Consider the following 20,527-nt stretch of genomic DNA (forward strand, 5'->3'; position numbering starts at 1 on the left):
GAAAGAGGCCTAAAAGTTCATGCTAAATTAAAATTGCCTGTGAGGCTGCAACCGAAGAAAAAACGGAACCGAAGTCTGTGCGTGGCAAAGATGGGCAAAGGTCCTGTGTCGGAATGAATTATTCAAGGCTGCGATATCAATTGCTGGTGATTTGTAAATTCGGCAGTATTTGTTATAGGTTAACAATTCAGGAGAGCCCATGAGTCAATCACCCGAGGAATCCAAACGCACCCGAGCCCTGGTCATCGTTTCCACGATATTTTTCATGTGGGGGTTTTTAACCTGTCTGAACGATATTCTGATTCCTCATTTGAAGTCAGTGTTCTCTTTAACTTATACCGAAAGTGCACTCATACAATTTACGTTTTTTGGAGCCTACTTCATCATGTCCTTGCCAGCGGGAAGTGTGGTTTCAAAAATAGGCTACAAAAACAGCATCAGTGCTGGACTTTTCGTGGCTGCCATCGGAACACTTCTGTTTTTACCCGCCGCTCGGGCGGAATCGTATCCGCTCTTTTTGTTTGCACTCTTTGTTTTGGCTTCGGGAATTACGCTTTTACAGGTGGCGGCGAATCCCTACGTGGTCTTGCTGGGCTCTGAAGAAACATCATCCAGTCGATTGAATTTGGCTCAGGCTTTGAACTCCCTGGGGACGACGGTGGCGCCAAAAATTGGGGGACTATTCATTTTATCAGGCGTGGTGATGAGTGCGGATCAGCTGGCTGCACTTTCCATGTCAGAACAGGTCGCTTATAAAACCCAGCAAGCCCAATCCGTTCAAGGACCTTATGCGGTTTTGACGGTTATTCTGTTATTACTTTCCATCGGTATGTATCTGCTCCGCCTTCCCAATTTGAAAGAAGAAAAACAGGGTGAAGTCAAAGGAACGGCGACCTTCAAAGATGCCTTTAAGCATTCAAACCTGGTTCTAGGAGTGATTGCTTTATTCTTGTACGTGGGTGCGGAAGTGGCCATCGGAAGTTTTCTTATCAACTTCATGTCTCAATCAGACATTTTGAATGTCAGTGAAAGTGTCGCTGCCGGTTACGTGCCGCTTTATTGGGGCGGGGCTTTGGTGGGAAGATTTGCGGGTTCACTTTTGATGAGAAAATTAAATGCCGCAAAAATGCTGGGCGTAGCTGCGGCGGTGGCCACTGTTTTGGTGGCCTGCGCAGTCATGGCAACCGGTCCTGCAGCAGCTTGGACGTTACTCGCAGTGGGCTTGTTTAATTCCATCATGTTTCCCACTATTTTCAGTCTGGGAATTCGCGGACTGGGATTTGTGACTGAGAAAGGATCAAGCTTGTTGATCATGGCCATCGTCGGCGGAGCCGTGATCCCGCTTATTCAAGGCGTGATTGCGGATCGCATGGGTCTGCAGCACGCATTCCTGTTGCCGATGATCTGCTATGTGTTCATTTCTTTCTATGGATTCAAAGAGGGGCGACGTGTCAGTGGGGTTGACTGAGATGGCCCCAGGGCCGTCTAATAGACCCATGAGAATTTCAAAAGCACTTATCATCGCAGCCGTTCTTGTTCCTTCACTTTCTTTCGCCGCTCGTTTGTCTGACGGGAAAGATCATATCAAGTTGTCGGGTAAAAAAATCAACACGACCCTAGATAAGGGATTTCATTTCTCTGTTCCATCTCCGTCAGGACTTTATATCGACGGTGAAATGGGTTCGATTGACCCAGTTAAAAAAACTGAGAAATTGATTCAATTCGATGCGACGAAGGCTGGCGATAAACCATTCACAATCAGTTTCTATGTTTGTGACGATGCCAAAACAGTTTGTGAATCCCACGAAGTGGCTTTGAAAATCGTAAAGAAAAAATTGGTAAAGCTTGAAAAAGAAAAACCACAAATGGTGAAACCTGAAACAGGTGCGCCCGTGGCTCCTCCAGCGGATCCAAAATCCGTTCAATAGTCATGCAAGTTTCAGAGCTGAACATTTATCCGTTAAAATCGGCCAGAGCCCAATCCTTGGCCGAAATGAAGATCACTCACGAGGGCCCGGAAGGGGATCGTGAGTGGATGCTTGTGGATGAAACTGGCAAGTTTGTTTCACAACGAACTTTGCCAAAGCTTGCAACAGTGAATGCCGTCTTTGATCCTTCTTCATTGACGTTGGCCTTTGAAAAAATGTTTTTTAAGATCGGTCGCAAAAGCTCCTTCAGCCGTGAGGTGAAGGTTCAGGTGTGGAATGATTCCTTTACGGCGGCATTAGAGCCGGATTTGTATTCTCAAGCCTTATCCCAATATCTGGGAGTCAATGTGCGCCTGGTACGTTACGCACCTTTTTCTCAGCGCCGCGTGCTTTCAACCCAAAAAGAATGGAAACCAGAAGTTCGCTTCGCAGACGCCAGACCCTTATTGCTGGTGAATACGAAAAGTCTGGAAGATTTAAATTCAAAACTTCCCAGCGCCATTCCCATGAATCGCTTCCGTCCTAATATCGTCATTCAAGGCAATCAGGCATTTGAGGAAGACAAATGGAAGCGCATCAAAATCGGCAATGTTATTTTATCCCAGCCGAAATTGAGCGCTCGCTGCAACGTCATTACTATTGATCAGCAGACGGGGGTTGCAAACGGCCCCGAGCCTTTGAAAACCCTTGCGACCTATCGTCGTGATGGAGCTAAGGTTCATTTTGGAACTCTGTGGATCCCTGAAAACGAGGGAACAATTCTTATGGACTCTCCAGTGGAAGTTCTTTCCTAACACCAGTGTAAAAAAATAAAAAAAGGGATCCTATTGGGACCCCTTTAGTGGTTTTAAAGTGGCATTCAGTGGTTATTGTACGCAGCTATAGGCTGCTGAGTAAGAACCTTCTTCGAGGTTTGCCGCGAAACTCACAGTCGTACCACTGATCGAGTAACCGGCTGCAATTTTATTTCCTTTGCTGTCGACCAAAGAGAAGTCGATATTGCCATCACCGTCAGAATCGACGGGTTGACAGTTCAAATTGATAGACTTCACAAGCTCAACAGTTTTTGTACCCATTTTGCTTAAGATCGAAGTGTAATCTGTCGCACAGATTGAACCGATCAAGCCACCAGTCAATTTGGACATCGCTTCGTAAATCGGAGCCACAGCGGCCGTTGTACAAGCGGTATCGCTTGGGGCTTTTACGATCGAGTTAAACATAAAGACTTTGTCAGAACCGAAGCGCTCGCGAACCAATTTAACCAGGTTCTCAGGAACGCTTTTCTCTGGAGCAGAAGCACATTTGCCGTCGGAACATTCATCTTCGTCAGAAATGGCGATCACGATCAGTTTTGATTTCTCGCGGAAGAAATCCTGGTTCGCTGGAGTGTTCGCTGTGCGCTCGATTGCACGGTAAGAAGCGTTGATAGAGCGCTCACTACCGTCACCCAAAAGACCTACGTTAACCGCTGCAGCCAGCATTTTTTGTGCATCAGCCATTGAGGTCTGACCCGCTTTCAAAACGAAAAGGCTGCCAGAATCGGAGTCGAAAGGACGGAATTGTCCGTCACCCCAAGCACGGGATGATTTATCAGGAGCAATTGTATTTACTTTTGGATCTGTTGTCGTCAATGCCACATGCCAGTTCGCATCTTTAATGATGTTCATGAAGCCATTGATTTTTGCGGAGATACCTTTTTGCTCAGCGTCCATGGAACCTGAATTATCGACTACGAAAAGGACGTCGATATCGGAGTTCGCTTTGACTTCAAAGCTTTGAGAGACATCTTGAAATTTCACGCCGCCACCGCCGCCATCTAGGGAGGCAAGATTTTGAGACGTCATGAAATTAACGTCAGGAGCGCAGGCGCTTAGAAGCATGCTGGATGTAATAGCTGTGATGTATGCAACGTTTAGATTTCTCATTTGATTTCCCCCACACCACAAGACATTGCAAGGTGGGGGCCAAGCGTACTCCACGTAAATTCGTTCCAAGTGTAGAACTAGGAAACATCGTCTAAAATACTGATAGTGTTTTCGCAGGCTTTCTTGATTTGAGACGGGAAATGCACGTAAAATTCAGCCCATGTGTGCAAGTTATGGAGCAGCCAGCGAATTCAATCTGTTACATAAGACCTACAAGGTAGAGCTTCCGCCGATCCATTTCGTTCCAAAACAAATCATTTATCCCCACACACCAGCTCCAGTGATCGTACAAGAGCACCAGGATCGCAAACTTCATCTGATGAGTTATTCCCTGGTGCCTTCGTGGTCCAAGGTCAGAAAGCCTAAATTTGCGACTTACAACGCCCGCATTGAAGAAGTTTTAAACAAGCCTTCCTGGAAAAAGCCGTTCGAATCAAGACACTGTCTCGTTCCGATACGGGAGTTTTACGAAGCGGCTTACACAGGAAAATTTGCGGGCAATTGGATTTCCATCAAAAGCCAAGATCAAGAGTTGCTGACCGCCGCAGGAATTTGGGATACCTGGCAGGATCAAGCTACGGGTGAGGTGGTGGATTCGTTTGCAATCCTCACCACAGAGCCAACAGCCGAAATTTTAGAGGCAGGGCATGATCGCTCTCCGCTATTTTTAAAAGCCGAGGCTTTTGATGAATGGCTTAAAGATAAAAAAACGGGAACTGAGTGGATCGGATTTTTAAAAACGCAGCGTGAATTTCGAGACTTGCAGTTTGTAGCCCGTGAAAAACTTAAAGGTTACACGGGGCAGATGAATCTGTTTGACGACAGCGAGTGAGGATTTAAAAATATCTGAATTCAGCGGAGGCTTTATGTGGAAACTATTTACTGTAACATTTCTAAATGCGAGCACGGCGTTGGCGTGTTTCGCTCCGCCGGAAAGTGCGATGATTCCTCTGGAGGAAATGGTAAAGAGAAATGACAATATTTATCTGGCGGAGGCTGTCAGTGTTTCAAAGCCGGGTAAAACATTGAAATCTCCATCGAATATTTTCAAATTCAAAGTTGTAGAAACTATAAAAGGCAAAGCCGTAAAATCTTTGAAAATTGAAGGCTATCGCGCCAAGGACAATAACGAGATTTCTGATTTTAACGGACACAAAGATGAAATGTTCTGGAGCAACAACACGTCCGGTCGCTTGATCAACGATCCTTCCTGTCAGGTGCAACCGACTTTTGCTAAAGGCACGCGCTATTTGATTTTCCCTCTGCAACCATACACTTACAAGAGTCTGGAGATTGTAAAAACGAACGATGATATGTTTTTGCAAAAAGTGCGGGAGTTGGTCGCAGCGAAAAAGTAATTCGAAGGGCAAAGCGAGGTGCCCCTCGGATTGCTCGGAATTCTCGACTGAAGTCGCCCAAATTAAGCCTCGCATCAAAACAACTGTTCGTTGTAGAACATTTCAATTGTGACATGTTTTTGCGAGGGTCTTGATTTGATCTCTGCAATGCTGTCTTCTTAATCTGTTAGGGGACAAGATGGACAAGAATCAAACGACTTCAAATAGAGAAGATGCACAGGTTCTTCAGAACGAGAGTTTTGAAGCATTAGTGCAAAGTGTTGTTGATTATGCGATTTTCGCCTTGGACCGTAATGGATATGTGAGTACTTGGAATGCCGGCGCCCAACGGATTAAAGGTTACAGCGCGAACGAAATTCTTGGGAAACACTTTTCCACCTTTTATCTCCAAGACGCCATTGATCGTGGTCACCCCGCACACGAATTAAAAGTAGCGGCTGAAACTGGCAGATTTGAAGAAGAAGGTCAGCGCCTGCGTAAAGACGGCACGGTGTTCTGGGCCAACGTGGTTATCACCGCGCTTTATGATTCGAACCATAAGGTGAAAGGCTTCCTGAAAGTAACTCGGGACATCACCGATCGTAAAACCGCTGAACAACAACAGAAAAAATTAAATTCGGAACTCGAGCTCCGTGTATTGGAGAGAACCTCTCAGCTGGAGCTTCGTGAAAGAGAACTTGAGTACGCCAAAGAGCAGGCCGAAAAAGCCAACGCGGCAAAAAGTACTTTCCTGGCAAACATGAGCCATGAAATTCGCACGCCTCTGGGGGCTATTCTGGGATTCTCTGAGATGATAGCTGAAGACTGCGCCTCGTCCGAAGAAAAAGAAACGGCTAAGGAAGCGATCCTGCGTAACGGTCATCTTTTAATGAATCTGATTAACGATGTTCTGGATTTATCAAAAATCGAAGCGCGTAAAATGGAAATTGAAAAATCCCGCATTCGTTTTAACGATTTGAAAGAAGAACTGTCAGCCACCTTCAGCTCTCCTTCCAGAAATAAAGGCATCGGTTTTGAGTTGAATTTTGCTTCTGAACTTCCGGAAACCCTGGTGACAGATCCGGTTCGTCTAAAACAAATTCTTTATAATCTTATCGGAAATGCGATCAAGTTTACAGACGGTGGGAAAGTAACCGTGAAGGTTTATCCTCGCGGCAAAGAATTCGTAAGCTTTGCTATCACAGACACCGGCATCGGTATTTCTGAAGAGCAGCAGGGAATCCTGTTCAGTCCTTTTCAACAGGCGGATTCTTCGATCACCCGATCTTTTGGGGGCACAGGTTTGGGATTGGTGCTGTCTCGCAGTCTGGCGCAAGCGCTGGGCGGGGATCTGGATCTTTCCAAGAGTGCTCTTCAAGAAGGTTCCACTTTCGTGTTAACGATTCCGATCGTGGATGAAGATGAGTCAATTCAAGAAATGCCTGTCTATAACGGTACAAATGCCAATAAGATCGCTGCAAAGATTCTGGTTGTCGACGACAATGCCGACAACCGCCGTCTCTTAAGTATCTTGCTCAGAAAAAATCATTATGTGGTCGAGACCGCTGGCGATGGTATCGAGTGCCTGGAAAAGCTTCCACTCTTTGAACCGAACCTGGTATTGATGGACCTGCAGATGCCACGTATGGATGGCATTACGACCGCGACTGAAATGAAACGGCGCCACTATCGCACGCCAGTCATTGCTTTGACTGCAAATGCTTTAAAAGAAGAAAAAGAACGCTGTCTGGGACTTGGTTTTGCGGAGTATCTGACAAAGCCGATTAATAAAACCCAGATTGAACAAGCCATTCAACGAAATCTTGTTCCAGTCAAATAAAAAAAGGGCAGGTGATAAACCTGCCCTTTGTGTTTTTATCATTTAAGATTTAATTACGGAGTGATCAAGTAGTCAGGAGAACTGATAACCTGATTGCCTTTTTCATCCACTGAGATCGCGTTGATCAAGTAGTAGATACCGCGAACCAGACCGTCCAACTGAACTTCGTGGTTTGTTACCAGCTCTGAATTCAGCTCAGTGTAGATAACCTCACCCGTGAAGAAGTTTGAAATCTTCAACTGGCTTGTTGATTTGATATTTGTTTTCCAAACAATCGTAGCACGTGGAGCTTCAACAGATGTCGCGATCAAATCGGAGATCTGCAGTTTTTCCTCTACGCAAGGATTGGTTTTTTGCTCTGGCATTTTGTAGTTGGCGTTCGTGATAACTTTCCAACCTGTGTTTTCCAACCACTTTGTAACTGCTGTCGGTTTCTCAGTTTTAGGTGAGTAAAACAGTTCATTGCCTCTTTGACCACAAACCCAGTTGTCCTTGTAAGACTTTTGGAAGGCCTTAACGTCTTTATGATATTTCCACATCAACACATTGGAGATGTGATAACGAGGCCCTTGATAGTAAAGCACCTTGATTGGTACTTCAGTATCTTTTTTCATAGTCAGAGTTCTGAATGTGCAACCAAAACGGGAAGGGTGGTTACCGTCATTATTAATCAACTCTTTCCATTGATCACTTTCTTTAAAGAACACGCGGGCACCGTCGTCTGAGATGATACCTAATTCGTATTCACCTTCTTTATCGTCAGCGCCAAGTTTTAGAATGGAATTATACTCCACCGCGAAGTTTTCAATCAGTTTATTGCCCGAACCGTCAACCAGTGTCGCGCCACCTTCAGTCGTGAAACCTTTGGTGAACATGCGAGTCGGAACATTGATAGAAGCAAAATAAAGATCCTGATCCAGACGGATACCTTTAGTATAGTAGTCCATCACGCCACTGACGGTTTTCATTTCTTCACTGCGAACATAGAGTTTCGCAGCTAAACCGCTGGTGCGGGATTCTGAAGCTGTCCCAGATAAAGGGTCACAGACGGTTTGATCTGGATTATCCGGGAATTCAAAGACCGCATTAGGATCCACACCATAGTTATTACCATGGTATGTACAGCTGATCTTTTTTAAGAGGCCTAGTGTCTTACGTAACTCTTCCAGGCTTTGTTGTTCGGATTTAGCAGTAGAGTTCGATCCTGAACTAGCCGGCGTACGGCTTTCCTGTTTTACAGGGGTGCTAAAAATGGATTTTAAGATGTCGCCAAGTGAAATGGCGTAAGCAGGGGAGCATGCTAATGAAGCAATAAGCAAAGCAGCAGTTTTTTTCATTTTTACGTACCTCTTACGTGAATAAATAAATGTTACCACGAAAAGAACGATAAAAAAGTTTTGCGAATTGTTAATACTATAGTGAGACAAACAGCGAAGTGTTTTGGAGTCAAAGATCAATATTATTTTACAGACCGAGCTTGGATTTTATCAAATTGAGATCTTTTTGTAAGTTCTCATTCTGTTTCTTAAGCGTTTCATTCTCTGCTTTTAATTTTTCAATCTCAGCACGATCCAAAGTCTTCTGTTCCTCAACCGAAGCAATACGACGATCGTGTTCGGCGATTTTCTCTTCAGACGAAGTGACCTTATAATAGATTGATTTTACCGCATCGATCAGTGGTGCTACCAAGTGATCGTAAGCGACGGCTTTGTATCCTGTTTTTTCGTCAGTCACGACTACCTCAGGATAAATCTTTTCTACGTCTTGAGCAATCACACCTACTTGGTGTTTGTCGCCGAAGCGTTGTTTATCGATATAGTCGTAAGATACAGCATCGATTTTCAAAATATTCTCAAGGGAGTTTTGCAGTGGTTGAATATTTTCTTTTAAGCGACGATCGGAAGAAGATAGGCAACCCGATGCCGTACAAATCTGTGTGCCCGCGATTCTGTAAACCGAACCTGAGGACAAGTTCGCATCACCGCTGACATCCAGGCGATAAGCAGGAACGCCCGTGCCGATGCCTACATTACCTGTGGATGTCATGATAAAGTTGATACCTTGAGAAGTTGAGTTATCAGCCTTAGTCGTAAACATAATACGACCGCCGTAACCATTGGCTCCGCCTGATCCATCGGTCAGTACCTGAATGCTTGCCAAGCTTTTTGCGCCTAAATTGTTATAGGCATTAAAGGTGACTCGTCCGCCGGAAGTACCAGCCGCGACGGTAGCAGCATTGTTATTTAATTCCAAAACACCAGAATCAATGGATGGCGTAGTACCTGGTCCATTCAATGTAAGAACACCTGGTCCCGCTGCCGCAATCATGTTGGTAATAGTGCCACCTAAAGAAGCCGCACCGGTTGTGTCGATCAAGAATCGTGTTTTTCCAGCGGTCTCATCGTTCAAAGCAAATGCACTGGCACCGTAAGTGGAAGATAAACTGCCAGTGTTAAACGAATAGTTTCTGGAAGAATTCGTATTCACCAAATGCAAAGCCGTACCTGCAGCCAGAGCCGAAGAGACTGTCAATGGTACGCCCGTATTCGCCGTCGCACCAATACCCACGTAACCGGAAGCATTGATATGCAGGCGAGTCGCGCTGTTGGTTTTAATCGACAAACCATAGGCATCAGCCAATCCTAAAGTTGCATCGGCACCGAAAGTGTTGCCACCATTTGCAAAGTAAGTCGGAGTAATCCATTTCAACCCCGTGGTTTGTGCTGAGTCCGCAGCTAGAATCTGACCTGTAGTTCCAACATTCAAAACCGATGTTGCCGAACCCGAGTGAGAAATCAAATCACCCTTAGAAGCCATCGGTGAAAGAGCCGTGAAGGCACCACTTGCTGTCGAAGCTCCCGTACCACCTTTAGTGATAGGAACAACCGCAGATAAGTTTGCAGGATCAAGTGAAGAACAAATCCAGCCCGTTACGGTCCAGGTCGGCACGTGCCCTGCAGTTGAACAACCAAAGTTGCTGAACTTTCCTGTGGAATCTTGGATGACGATACCAGAGGTCGCAGTCACCATACCGGTAAAGTTCAAGTCGGTACCGACGATAGTACCATCAGCGATCTTGGCACTTGTGACGACGCCGTTTGCGATTGTTGCTGAAGCAGAGCCCGGTCCCGTGGCCGTGATATCGCCGGTTAAGGAGGAGATATAATTTCCGGCAGCTTGTTTTGCGTTGAACGAATCGTAATCTGCTTTACTTAATAAGCCCGCCGTCACCCCAGTCGTTGATGCCATGGGGATATTTAAAACGTGATTGTTCGATGCGGAATTCCATGAAAGGCTTGTGCCTGCAGTGGTCGGCGTTCCAAATGTTTGCGCGGAGCCTGATTGTCCGTTCAAACTCGTAAGGCCCGCTCCCGCAACACCCAAAGTCTGAGTGGCAGAGCCGTCCCAGTATTTGATTTGGTTACTTGTCGAATTGAACCAAACTTTACCCTTGTCGGCCGTCGAAAGAGACGGGTCGACAGAGTTATTAGAGAGGTGAAACTGACCGCCAGCGTTCATCGTGATGAAACCAATATTGGTAATATTGTTGCCGCCCATACTGATAGCGCCGGTCATCGTTCCCCCTGCAAGTGGGAGTTTCGATGCATCCGTCGTCGAAGGAGTTGTCCAAGACAAAGTCGATCCGTTCGAAGTCAGTACCTGACCAGTAGAAGCGCCGGTTGGGAGGATGCCTGTTAATTGGGAACCATCCACCGCTGGAAGTTTTGCACTGGCATCAAGTTTCACGATCTGATTTGCCGCTGTACCATAATTGACTTTGATGACACCGGAAGAAATCAGAATTCCCGAAGTCGCCGCATCAGTCATCGGTTGCACAAGACCTTTCGCGGTATAAGAAGCATCACCCGGAGAAGTTCCTGTTGCATCATCAGACACAGCCCATTTAGCGCCGTCATATTTTAACACTTTACCAGTCGCGATTCCCGTCGTATCTATCGCGACCCCTTTAATTTTATCAACTGAAGTCGCAGCCTGCGTACCTGAGACATCTCCAGTCAATGCACCGGTGAAATTCACCGCTGTCTGGGCGGATTGTGCAGTGAGGGTGTTGCCCGCATAAGCAGAAAGCAAATTATTCAAAGTCGTATAACGAGAAAGAATACTTTCCAAATTGGCCTGCGTTGTCGTCATGCTGGAATTCACTTGCAGGAATTCAGAAGCGCTTTTGTCAGCAAGCTTTTGCGAGTTGATGGAAACAGGGATGTTCCCGATTTGCACATCGGGAGTCAGATCCACGCCATTCACGCTGATACGTAAAACTCTCGTTGCAAACCCCGTCATCGTAGCGGCAGAGGAGCCATTACAATTCACACTTCCAGCAGAAGCAAAGATACGATCTGCCGTATTGTTCGTGGTATCGACGCGAGTGCCGGTTCCGACGATAACAGAAAACTCTCCCGCAGATCCTGGAGCCACAGACTGAGTTTCAGAATACATCACGCAAGCGCCGTATAGAATTTGAAAGCCCACGGTTTGAGTCGTGGTGATAGGGGTGCCCGTCGAATCTGTCAGAAGACCTTCATAAGTCAGTAACGACCCTGGCGACACAGCAAACGCTGCCTTCGTCATAAGAGTCATCAGTGCTGAGATAAGAAGGATCATCTTCATTCAGCAACCCTTCCCCAGATTTTGTAACCGCCACCTGAAGCCGTGTCTTGTTTATGTGAAAGGATTCTGCCCCGTAAAACCATACCCGAGCCCGTTTGAACGCCGGCTCCCGCAAGGATTGCTTGTTTGATTTGTGCCGGAGGAACAAAGCGGATGTTCACATCTTTCTCGATCTGATTTCCCGAGCGGGAACTCGCGCGAAACTTCACCGTGAAGCTGTCACCGTTGTTAATCGTCATCGTGCTCATCGGGGGCTTGCTGTTAGAAAGAGTGATTTTGTATTCACCATCCGTCGAACAAATCACGTAAGACGAATCATAGGACGATGAGTTTAACCACGTCGTACCACCATCGAACGAAAGGTCGACGGAAGTAATGAAACGGGAGCATTCGGCTTTTAGGGAGATTGTTGTCAGAGTTGAGGTAACAACTGAATTTGTCGGTTTAAATTCAAAAGTGTCCATCGGACGCAAAAATGAAACCTTGGGATCTGCATCAGAACATCCCATAAGTAAAAACAAGCTGAACAGGGTAAACAAATACCCAACAAATTTTTTTTGCATCTACTAGAAATATCGGAATAATCCAATACTTACTGAAGTACTACTAAGTAATGAATCTCCTACTGAGACGGTGGAAGCGATACGTTAGTAGGATAGACGCAAATATGAGGCCTATCAAAAGCCCTATCCATATTCCGATTGGACCTACGCCCAGGTGGAAAGCTAAGAAATAGCCTCCCGGCAGGCCCATAATCCAGTAAGCAAAAAACGCAATCACGCTGGGCCATTGAGTATCACTCATGCCACGAAGGGCTCCAATCGCCACCGCTTGCACGCCATCAAAGATTTCAAACAGTGCCACCACTAAGAAAAACTGGGCGGCCCAGGCAATCACATCGGCATCATTCGTATAAAAAGTCGGGAACCAGTGACGGAAAACTAAAAAACCCAAACCGCAAAGACTCATATAGGCTCCGCCCAAAATAATCGCGGTGAATCCCGCGCGTCGGGCAAGCTTGTAATCACCTCGGCCTAATTCGAAACCTACGCGGATGCTCGATGCAATCCCAATACCTAAAGTGACCATAAAGCTTGTGCTGGCCAGACTGATGGCAATCTGGTGAGCAGCCAAAGGAACTGCGCCAAACCATCCCATCATCACCGCACAAGAAGCAAAGGCACCAACTTCGAAAAAGAAAGTGAAGCCGTTGGGAATTCCCAAGCGAATCATATTTTTCAATGTCTGTTTGTCAAAGGAACGGATCCAGGGATTTGCCAGATATTTTTTAAAATGAGGATGCAAATGAACATATCCGATCATCGCAAACATCATAAGCACGCGAGCGCCGAGCGACGCCCATGCTGCTCCAACAAGTCCTAATTTTGGCAGACCCCAATGCCCATTGATCAAAGCATAGTTTCCAATAACATTGGTAAGCACGCCTGCGATCATCACATACATAGCGACTTTCGTTTTTCCTAAGCCATCAGTAAACTGTTTATAAGCTTGATAAATTAAGCTTGGCAGAATCGACCAGGTGATGACGGTATAAAATGGAGCGGCAGTATTCAAAACTTCGGTTCGTTGGCCAAAAATATGCAGATAGGGCAAAAGCCCCAACAAGACACCCGTGATAATAAGGCCAATGCTGAAGGCAATGATCAAACTGTGCCCCAGAAGCAACCCTCCGCGGGGATGATCTTCCTGACCTTGGGCGTGAGCAAACATCGCCGTCATCGGCGCCAGCATACCCAAGCCGAAAATCAAAAACACAATGAACACGCTTCCGGCAAATGCAGATGCCCCCAGGGCCACAGGCCCCAAGTGACCGACCATCAATGTATCAGCCAGCTGGATCAGGTTCTGACCAAGCTGTCCGACGATGATAGGGCCCGCAAGTTTTAATAAAAGTTTAGACTCGTGTACGGTCTCAGATCGCAAGAACTTCATGGATTTCCGGGAACAATTCTTTCATGCGAACTTCAATGCCGTCTTTCAAGGTTGCTTGAGAGGAAGGGCAGCCCGCACACGCTCCACGCATGTGGATGTAAAGTTTGTTGTTCTCGTACTTATTGAAAACAATGTCACCGCCATCAAGAGCTACAACAGGACGAATTTCGCGGTTTAAAACAGATTTAATATTGCGCACCATCGGAGAGTCATTTGGATCAACAACGTCTGAGTGTTGCACGATTTTCACAACCACAGGCTCTTTGCTGTCCATATGTTCCTGAATCAAGCTGCTGAGTGGGTGCGCCAATAACTCCCAGTCAACCCAGTCTTGCTTGGTCACGGTGATGAAATCAGTTCCCACATAAACAGAGCTTGTCCATGGGAAACCAAAGATCTTAGAGGCTAAAGGCGAGCGATCTGCTTCTTGCGCAGAAGGACAATCAAAACCTTCATCTGCTACTTTCGTATGCAAATGGAACTTCATAGTGGCTGGGTTTGGTGTCGCTTCGAAAGAAACTCGTTGAGTGCTCATTTTTACCTCTTAGAAAATCGTGCCCACAGTATACCACAGCTTGTCCCTTGAAAAGGGCAAATCCTCTTCGCCTTGGCTTTGTCCTTTCCAAGGGCCAACCGCCATACTGCGGGGTGTGTTATTTTCAGCCACGGTGTTGATTATCCCTAGAAAGTTCACTAACGTTGAGCCCGCTAATTAACTGGATATTCACATTTTCCATCATTTTCTGGAGCACACATGACACCAAGAGTTAGAGAGATTTTGAACTGGTACGGAGCTGACAACCCAGGCGTTTTGACGAACCTGGCTCGCATTATGAATCACGGTAAATTGGCGGGAACTGGTAAAATGGTTATCCTTCCAGTGGACCAAGGTTTTGAGCATGGTCCAGCTCGTTCCTTCGCAAAAAATCCAGATGGCTATGATCCTAACTACCACGTAGAACTTGCGATCGAATCTGGTTGCAACGCTTACGCGGCTCCACTTGGTTTCATCGAAGCCATCGCTCGTGACTATGCTGGCGAAATTCCATTGATCTTGAAAATCAATAACTCTGAATCTCTTTGGGGCAGCAAAGCTCCGATCTCTGCAGTCACGTCTTACATCGACGATGCTCTTAGACTTGGTTGCGTGGGTATCGGCTTCACAGTTTACCCAGGTTCTGCGGAACGTAAGCAAATGTACGAAGAGATCGCGGAAGCATCTCGCTTGGCAAAACAAGCAGGTCTTGTGGTTGTGATCTGGTCTTACCCTCGTGGTGAGCAACTTTCTAAAGAAGGTGAAACAGCTATCGACGTGATCGCATACGCAGCTCACATCGCAGCTCAATTGGGCGCACACATCATCAAAGTAAAACCACCATCTGCACATATCGAGCAGGCAGCGGCAGCGAAAGTTTACGCTGAACAAGGGATCAAAGTATCAACGATGGCTGATCGCATCCGTCACGTTGTTCAATCTTGCTTCAACGGCAAACGCATCGTGATCTTCTCTGGTGGCGAAGCGAAAGGCACGGAAGAACTTCTGAAAGAGGTTCAGGAAATGGGTCAAGGCGGCGGCTTTGGTTCGATCATGGGCCGTAATGCGTTCCAACGTCCTAAGAAAGAGTCTATCGCTCTTCTTCACGGTGTTATGGAAGCATTCGCTGGTAAAAAACTTTAGTCATAAATTAGGTATCTGGTAACTATGTCGATTCAAGAAAATCCGCTTCGTGCGGAGAAACGTAAAAAATTGCACGCCCTTCGCGAGAAGGGCATTAATCCTTATCCTTACTCTTTCGAGAATAAGACAGCGATCGCAGAGATCGTTGAAAAACACGCAGCGGGACTGCAAGCGGGCGAAAAGAAGCCTGAATCAGTTTACCGAATCGCAGGTCGTTTGATGACTTTGCGTGCGATGGGTAAGGCTTGTTTCTTTAACGTTCAAGATCAATCTGGAACTGTTCAGGTTTACGTTAAGACCGAAGAATTGGCAGAGAAAGAAAAAGCTGCATTTGAACTTGTGGACCTTGGCGACATCGTGGGTGTTGAAGGTTACGTTTTCAAATCGCAAAAAGGCGAATTCTCCATTTACCTAAAGCACTTCGAAATTTTGACGAAATCCATCGAGCCGTTGCCGGAAAAATTCCACGGCGTGCAAGATGTGGAAATCAAATACCGTCACAGACACTTGGATCTGATGACAGATGCGGATTCCCGTAAAGTTTTCGAAACTCGTTCTAAAATCATCTCTGAAATCCGCAGATTCTTAGATTCTCGCGGTTTCATGGAAGTGGAAACTCCAACACTTCAACCAATCTATGGTGGTGCGGCGGCGACTCCGTTCACGACTCATCACAAAGCATTGGATATGAAATTGTACATGAGAATTTCCCCTGAACTTTACTTGAAACGTCTTTTGGTGGGCGGCTTCGAGAAAGTTTACGAAATCTCTAAAAACTTCCGTAACGAAGGTATCGACAGAACTCACAATCCTGAGTTCTCTTTGCTTGAGTTCTACGAAGCTTACACGGACTACAACTATCAAATGAACCAATTCGAGGAACTTGTTTCTCAGTTGGCTTTGAAAATCACTGGCAGCATGAAGGTTTCTTACCAAGGTAAAGAAATCGATTTCACGCCTCCTTGGAGACGTTTGACGGTTCATGACGGTGTTCGTGAATACGCGAAGATTGATCCAGACAAAGCAACGGATCAAGAGTTGTTCGATGCCGTTAATAAAATGGGCGGTGACTTGGATGCTCCAGGTAAACGCGGCGAAATGATCATGGAATTGTTCGAGCTTACAGCTGAACAACATTTGTGGCAGCCAACATTTGTTATGGATCATCCGAAAGAGATCTCTCCCTTGACGAAAATCCACCGTGGTGATGACCGTCTGGTAGAGCGTTTCGAGCCATTCGCAGCTTGCATGGAGATCGGTAACTCTTACTCAGAGTTGAACGATCCAGAAGACCAATTGGCACGTTTGAAAGAACAAGAAGCGTCTCGTGGTACTGACGAAGAAGCTCATCCAATGGATGAAGATTTCTTGTTGGCGATCGACGCCGGTATGCCACCGACAGGCGGCGTGGGTCTCGGAATTGAGCGTATCGTGATGATCCTGACAGATCGTCCTTCGATCCGCGATATCATTTTCTTCCCAACGATGAGAATTACGAAGTAAAATAGGGGAAGCGGCCCTCAAGGCACCAGCTGACGGCGTTGCTTCGTCGTCGGCGTACGGGGAGTACGCCTTCCTCCTTGCGCGTGGGCTGCGCCGTTGAATGCCTGCGGCATTCAATGCATCTGGTACCTTGATGACCACTTAAACAGAGTTCCTGGGGGAGCTATGAAGTTAATTATCGGTGTGATCGTGATGACTTTGGCGCTTGTTGGCTGCCAGACGAAGCCTACTAAAGTTACATCTGAACAGGGTGTTGTGGGTGCTCCTGAAAAATTGATGGAAGGTAGTCCTGTCATTCTTGATGTCAGGGCTCCGTTTGAATTTAATCTTTCTCATGTGCCGGGGGCGATTAATGTTCGTTGGGAGGACTTTTCTTCTCAGGATCCGAACTCTCGTGGGGTTTTACAGGATGATTTGTTTGCGATCGCGCGCAGACTTTCTTTAATCGGCATTGATCCTGATTCTAAAGTTGTGATTTTGGGTAAAGGATCTTTGGGGAATGGGGAAGAGGGGCGTATCGCTTGGACTTTGAATGTTCTGGGCGTTAAGAACGTTCATACCGCTCTTCATACGGTGGCTCGTGCGACAAATCCTAAAGGTGACGAGCCTTTGGTTAAAAATAAATCCATCTGGAAACCCGTCGTTGATGAATCTCTGTTCATTGATGCTCGAAATTTCAAGGCCTACGCGACTCAGCAGCTTTCTCCTCTAAAAATGACGGGGAAAAAGAAAAATAAAAAGGCCATGGATCTTCCGGTAAGTTCTTTGTTCGGTATGAACTTTAACGATGCGAAAAGCAAAGTGGTCATTCTGGATGTGCGTGCTTCAGCAGAGTACGGGATTAACAATTTGACGAAGTATAAAAACGTCAAAGCCCCGGTTGTGCAATTGGAATGGAAAGAGTTCTTCAATGAAGACAACTCCGTTAAAAAAGATATCGAGAATAAATTAGAAGCCAAAGGTATCACGAAAGACAAGATCGTGATGGTTATCAGCAACCATGGCGTGCGCTCGGGTGCTGTAACGTATGCTCTTCGTGAATCAGGTTTCCGTCAAAGTGTGAATTTTGCCGGAGGCTATGAGCAGTGGAAATAAACACTCAAGATCTGATTCAAATCCTCTCTGACAATATCAAGCTTTATGAGCACCTGGGAATTACGGTGGAAACCTTAAATTCTCACCGTGCCGTTTTAAAAGTCGACCTGCAGAAAAACCTGAATCACAAAGGCACGGCCTTTGGTGGCAGTCTTTATGCGACGGGTGTGATGAGTGCCTATGCCTTGGTTTTAGCGGGTTTAAAATATTATAAACTCGAGACCGAAAATATCGTCATCGCAAAAGGTGTGATCGAATACCTCCGACCGATTGATTCAGATTTTAGAATTCTTTGCGAGTTTCCAAATCTCGAGGAAGAAAAGTCGTTCTATCAAGAACTTCAGGATAAAAAACGAGTGCGCCGCGATTTGAAAGTTCAAATATTTAAAGGCGGCGGCTCCGAAGGTCTTTCTTTGGGAACGGCTCCGGGCTCTGGAGTGCTTGGCGCCTCTCTGGTCGGTTCTTTCGTCGTCAGGATGTGAGAAAGCGTCGTCAGGATTTCTGATTTCTTCACAGGCTTCACCATATACATATCACAGCCAGCGACGATCGCGCGCTGCAAGTCTTCAAGCACCGCCGTCGCTGTCAAAGCGACAATCGGAGTGTGGCCCTTGCGATTCTCTCTTTCATAATGGCGAATCATTTCAGTCGCCTTATAACCCGACATGATCGGCATTTGCATATCCATAAAAACCAGATCGAATTTTCCCTCTTTAAATTTATCAACGGCTTCTTTACCATTCACTGCTTCGGTAAATTTGAACGGTTGATTTTTCAGGTAATGAGTTAACAGCAGACGGTTGTCTTGAGAGTCATCGACAAGCAAAAGCGAGAACGTTCTTCCTGCAAACAGCTCTGCCCAGTTGACTGCAGGAGCTGGTTTCACCTCGGCGGTACTTACTTCCTCTGGGCGGTGAGGCAGAACGATTCTAAAGGTCGTACCACGACCTGCAAGGCTTCGCAGTTCCAGGATACCACCCATAATCTCAACCAGATTTTTGGAAATCACCAGACCCAGGCCCGTTCCGCCGTAACGGCGAGTGGTGGTGGCCTCTGCCTGAAAGAAAGGAGAAAACAGACTTCCTTGTTTTTCCCTCGGGATACCGATACCAGTATCGCGAATTTCCAGCACCAGATCGGGTTTCTCGGTGCCTTCTTTTTCGATGAGAACGCGAATATCGACTTCACCTTCCTCAGTGAATTTTAAAGCATTCCCGATCAGATTAAATAAAACCTGACGCAGACGGGTGGGATCACCTTTTTGATAAAGTGGAACCTTCTCATCGATATGCAGCTGAAAGTTAAGTCCCTTTTCTTCGGCTTTAATCTGCAAGATTTCGAAAACCGAGCGCACGGTGCTGTGCAAATTGTAAGTGATGTTTTCAATCGAAAGGGCCTTAGCTTCGATTTTAGAAAAGTCCAAAAGGTCATTGATCAAGGCTTTTAGATTTTCGCCCGCGTGACTAAAGAGGGTCAGATAGCGTTCTTGATCCTTAGAAAGATTGGTTTCTTTTAAAAGTTCCAACATCCCCAACACAGAATTTAAAGGTGTGCGAATTTCGTGACTCATGCGGGCCAGGAATTCTGATTTCGCCCGGGAGGCTTCCTCGGCCTGTTCTTTGGCTGTTTTTAATTCCTGTTCGGTATAACGAAGTCGATCGATTTTATCTGTTAAACCTGAAACCGCGGCACCCGCCATCAGTGCTGAAAAGCACAATGTTAAAAGCGTCGCAGGCGTTTGTACCGCTGAAAAGTCTTGAGGCCAGGGGTTTCCCATCAGGATCGGCATCGCGAGCGCCAAAAAAGCAACCCAGGTATTTACAAAGATCGCGGTTTTGAGCCCGTACCAGCTGGCACAAAATAAAACCACGATGCCGTAAGCGTACCACGATTGAGAGATGGGAAGTTTAAAACTGATTCCCAAACTGATCGCCAGTAGCGAAACCATCACCAACTTTTCACGGCGGGACAGGTGATGAAACCAGCGCATTTCCACGTTCTCAGTAGACACGAATTTCGACAAAAGTCTTTTATCCAGCCACGGTGTCAGCAAAATCAAAAGTGGCAATGACAAGACCACACCACTCATAAAGTTTCCGATTAGATTTAAAATGCTGGTCCAAATGAATTGGTCGCGGTTGATTTGTCCGGCACCTAATAAAATTCCTTGCACGCCCAGGGATAGCAGAACAGACGGGATGATAATCCCATAAAGTGCGTAAAGAGAAATCCCCTTAGGCGACGGACTCCATCCGTCGGTTTTAAAGCGCTCTTTCACCAGCATCCAGGACAATGCCACATGCAAAGTTTCCGGTACGGCCGCCACAGGATAGAGCAGGGGATTTGTGACTCCCCACAAAGGCGCACAGATCATCGCATTTAAAAAGAGGGGAATTAAGACACCAGGTCCCCACCACAGTGTCATCGGAATTGCGAGGGCCACGGGGAAGTTAAAATAAGAAGCCCCTGTGGTAGCGATATAATTTAAACTGAGATGAGTGTTGATCTGGAAAATTGCAAAACACAAAACCCAAATCCACCACGGTAAGCGCTTCTTCGTCATGTCTCCATTTTAGGAGCTATTTCAAAAGCCGCACTTCAAGATTTTGGGAAGTGTGAAGGAACAAAAACAAGCCGGA

General features: G+C 46.3%; 17 protein-coding genes. 10 read left to right on the forward strand and 7 right to left on the reverse strand.

The genetic code is table 11. The features are described from left to right. Window positions 1–199: 199 nt before the first annotated feature. Genes fucP through ACLSU7_RS00210 form a run of 3 tightly spaced genes read left to right on the forward strand, consistent with a single transcriptional unit; the run spans window position 200 to window position 2,722 of the window. The gene (fucP, locus tag ACLSU7_RS00200) at window positions 200–1,468 is read left to right on the forward strand and encodes an L-fucose:H+ symporter permease (RefSeq protein WP_413293506.1); all 1,269 of its coding nucleotides are present in this window, start codon (window positions 200–202) and stop codon (window positions 1,466–1,468) included. A gap of 28 nt (window positions 1,469–1,496) precedes the next feature. Continuing rightward, window positions 1,497–1,928 carry a hypothetical protein gene (locus ACLSU7_RS00205; RefSeq protein ID WP_413293507.1) on the forward strand — a complete coding sequence of 144 codons (432 nt, stop codon included), beginning with the start codon at window positions 1,497–1,499 and terminating at the stop codon, window positions 1,926–1,928. Between the two features lie 2 nt (window positions 1,929–1,930). Further along, on the forward strand, window positions 1,931–2,722 hold the full coding sequence (locus ACLSU7_RS00210) for an MOSC domain-containing protein (RefSeq protein WP_413293508.1): 792 nt from the start codon (window positions 1,931–1,933) through the stop codon (window positions 2,720–2,722). 72 nt (window positions 2,723–2,794) lie between these two features. On the opposite strand, the gene ACLSU7_RS00215 is transcribed toward ACLSU7_RS00210, so the two are convergent. Then, window positions 2,795–3,853, reverse strand: coding sequence for a hypothetical protein (locus ACLSU7_RS00215; RefSeq protein ID WP_413293509.1), 1,059 nt, complete (start codon window positions 3,851–3,853; stop codon window positions 2,795–2,797). Window positions 3,854–4,013: 160 nt separating this feature from the next. On the opposite strand from ACLSU7_RS00215, the gene ACLSU7_RS00220 reads away from it, so the two are divergent. The 3 genes from ACLSU7_RS00220 (at window position 4,014) to ACLSU7_RS00230 (ending at window position 7,030) form a co-directional block, all read left to right on the forward strand. After that, on the forward strand, window positions 4,014–4,685 hold the full coding sequence (locus tag ACLSU7_RS00220) for an SOS response-associated peptidase (protein ID WP_413293510.1): 672 nt from the start codon (window positions 4,014–4,016) through the stop codon (window positions 4,683–4,685). A gap of 34 nt (window positions 4,686–4,719) precedes the next feature. After that, window positions 4,720–5,211: a hypothetical protein gene (locus tag ACLSU7_RS00225; protein ID WP_413293511.1), complete on the forward strand. Its 492-nt coding sequence runs from the start codon at window positions 4,720–4,722 to the stop codon at window positions 5,209–5,211. A gap of 178 nt (window positions 5,212–5,389) precedes the next feature. Continuing rightward, the gene (locus tag ACLSU7_RS00230; protein WP_413293512.1) at window positions 5,390–7,030 is read left to right on the forward strand and encodes a response regulator; all 1,641 of its coding nucleotides are present in this window, start codon (window positions 5,390–5,392) and stop codon (window positions 7,028–7,030) included. Window positions 7,031–7,083: 53 nt separating this feature from the next. On the opposite strand, the gene ACLSU7_RS00235 is transcribed toward ACLSU7_RS00230, so the two are convergent. The 5 genes from ACLSU7_RS00235 to ACLSU7_RS00255 all read right to left on the reverse strand — a co-directional run bounded on the left by ACLSU7_RS00235 (window position 7,084) and on the right by ACLSU7_RS00255 (window position 14,147). Beyond that, a complete protein-coding gene (locus ACLSU7_RS00235) occupies window positions 7,084–8,367 on the reverse strand; it encodes a PA14 domain-containing protein (RefSeq protein ID WP_413293513.1) in 1,284 nt (427 codons plus the stop codon). Window positions 8,368–8,494: 127 nt separating this feature from the next. Then, window positions 8,495–11,659, reverse strand: coding sequence for a tail fiber domain-containing protein (locus ACLSU7_RS00240; RefSeq protein ID WP_413293514.1), 3,165 nt, complete (start codon window positions 11,657–11,659; stop codon window positions 8,495–8,497). Further along, window positions 11,656–12,222 (reverse strand): hypothetical protein, encoded by a 567-nt coding sequence (locus ACLSU7_RS00245; protein ID WP_413293515.1) that lies wholly within the window; start codon window positions 12,220–12,222, stop codon window positions 11,656–11,658. Before ACLSU7_RS00245 ends, ACLSU7_RS00240 begins: the two co-directional genes overlap by 4 nt. 43 nt (window positions 12,223–12,265) lie before the next feature. Beyond that, entirely contained in the window at window positions 12,266–13,612 is a 1,347-nt protein-coding gene (locus ACLSU7_RS00250; RefSeq protein WP_413293516.1) for an MATE family efflux transporter, read from the reverse strand. Next, window positions 13,593–14,147 carry a NifU family protein gene (locus tag ACLSU7_RS00255; RefSeq protein WP_413293517.1) on the reverse strand — a complete coding sequence of 185 codons (555 nt, stop codon included), beginning with the start codon at window positions 14,145–14,147 and terminating at the stop codon, window positions 13,593–13,595. Before ACLSU7_RS00255 ends, ACLSU7_RS00250 begins: the two co-directional genes overlap by 20 nt. A gap of 219 nt (window positions 14,148–14,366) precedes the next feature. On the opposite strand from ACLSU7_RS00255, the gene ACLSU7_RS00260 reads away from it, so the two are divergent. The 4 genes from ACLSU7_RS00260 to ACLSU7_RS00275 all read left to right on the forward strand — a co-directional run bounded on the left by ACLSU7_RS00260 (window position 14,367) and on the right by ACLSU7_RS00275 (window position 18,370). After that, a complete protein-coding gene (locus tag ACLSU7_RS00260; RefSeq protein ID WP_413293518.1) occupies window positions 14,367–15,290 on the forward strand; it encodes a class I fructose-bisphosphate aldolase in 924 nt (307 codons plus the stop codon). 24 nt (window positions 15,291–15,314) lie between these two features. Then, window positions 15,315–16,793: a lysine--tRNA ligase gene (gene lysS, locus ACLSU7_RS00265; protein ID WP_413293519.1), complete on the forward strand. Its 1,479-nt coding sequence runs from the start codon at window positions 15,315–15,317 to the stop codon at window positions 16,791–16,793. A 165-nt stretch (window positions 16,794–16,958) separates the two neighbouring features. Continuing rightward, the gene (locus ACLSU7_RS00270; RefSeq protein WP_413293520.1) at window positions 16,959–17,888 is read left to right on the forward strand and encodes a sulfurtransferase; all 930 of its coding nucleotides are present in this window, start codon (window positions 16,959–16,961) and stop codon (window positions 17,886–17,888) included. Continuing rightward, a complete protein-coding gene (locus tag ACLSU7_RS00275) occupies window positions 17,879–18,370 on the forward strand; it encodes a YiiD C-terminal domain-containing protein (RefSeq protein WP_413293521.1) in 492 nt (163 codons plus the stop codon). The genes ACLSU7_RS00270 and ACLSU7_RS00275 overlap by 10 nt, the downstream gene beginning before the upstream one ends. Here ACLSU7_RS00275 and ACLSU7_RS00280 read toward each other — a convergent pair. Further along, entirely contained in the window at window positions 18,265–20,451 is a 2,187-nt protein-coding gene (locus ACLSU7_RS00280) for an ATP-binding protein (RefSeq protein WP_413293522.1), read from the reverse strand. The genes ACLSU7_RS00275 and ACLSU7_RS00280 overlap by 106 nt on opposite strands. Window positions 20,452–20,527 lie beyond the last annotated feature (76 nt).

It is taken from the genome of Bdellovibrio sp. HCB185ZH (assembly GCF_047302455.1).
Classification (GTDB): Bacteria; Bdellovibrionota; Bdellovibrionia; order Bdellovibrionales; family Bdellovibrionaceae; genus Bdellovibrio.

Bases quoted from the DNA above. Each gene is read 5' to 3' on its own strand.
- fucP (WP_413293506.1), top strand. From the start codon at position 200: ATGAGTCAATCACCCGAGGAATCCAAACGCACCCGAGCCCTGGTCATC.
- ACLSU7_RS00205 (WP_413293507.1), top strand. From the start codon at position 1,497: ATGAGAATTTCAAAAGCACTTATCATCGCAGCCGTTCTTGTTCCTTCA.
- ACLSU7_RS00210 (WP_413293508.1), top strand. From the start codon at position 1,931: ATGCAAGTTTCAGAGCTGAACATTTATCCGTTAAAATCGGCCAGAGCC.
- ACLSU7_RS00215 (WP_413293509.1), bottom strand. From the start codon at position 3,853: ATGAGAAATCTAAACGTTGCATACATCACAGCTATTACATCCAGCATG.
- ACLSU7_RS00220 (WP_413293510.1), top strand. From the start codon at position 4,014: ATGTGTGCAAGTTATGGAGCAGCCAGCGAATTCAATCTGTTACATAAG.
- ACLSU7_RS00225 (WP_413293511.1), top strand. From the start codon at position 4,720: ATGTGGAAACTATTTACTGTAACATTTCTAAATGCGAGCACGGCGTTG.
- ACLSU7_RS00230 (WP_413293512.1), top strand. From the start codon at position 5,390: ATGGACAAGAATCAAACGACTTCAAATAGAGAAGATGCACAGGTTCTT.
- ACLSU7_RS00235 (WP_413293513.1), bottom strand. From the start codon at position 8,367: ATGAAAAAAACTGCTGCTTTGCTTATTGCTTCATTAGCATGCTCCCCT.
- ACLSU7_RS00240 (WP_413293514.1), bottom strand. From the start codon at position 11,659: ATGAAGATGATCCTTCTTATCTCAGCACTGATGACTCTTATGACGAAG.
- ACLSU7_RS00245 (WP_413293515.1), bottom strand. From the start codon at position 12,222: ATGCAAAAAAAATTTGTTGGGTATTTGTTTACCCTGTTCAGCTTGTTT.
- ACLSU7_RS00250 (WP_413293516.1), bottom strand. From the start codon at position 13,612: ATGAAGTTCTTGCGATCTGAGACCGTACACGAGTCTAAACTTTTATTA.
- ACLSU7_RS00255 (WP_413293517.1), bottom strand. From the start codon at position 14,147: ATGAGCACTCAACGAGTTTCTTTCGAAGCGACACCAAACCCAGCCACT.
- ACLSU7_RS00260 (WP_413293518.1), top strand. From the start codon at position 14,367: ATGACACCAAGAGTTAGAGAGATTTTGAACTGGTACGGAGCTGACAAC.
- lysS (WP_413293519.1), top strand. From the start codon at position 15,315: ATGTCGATTCAAGAAAATCCGCTTCGTGCGGAGAAACGTAAAAAATTG.
- ACLSU7_RS00270 (WP_413293520.1), top strand. From the start codon at position 16,959: ATGAAGTTAATTATCGGTGTGATCGTGATGACTTTGGCGCTTGTTGGC.
- ACLSU7_RS00280 (WP_413293522.1), bottom strand. From the start codon at position 20,451: ATGACGAAGAAGCGCTTACCGTGGTGGATTTGGGTTTTGTGTTTTGCA.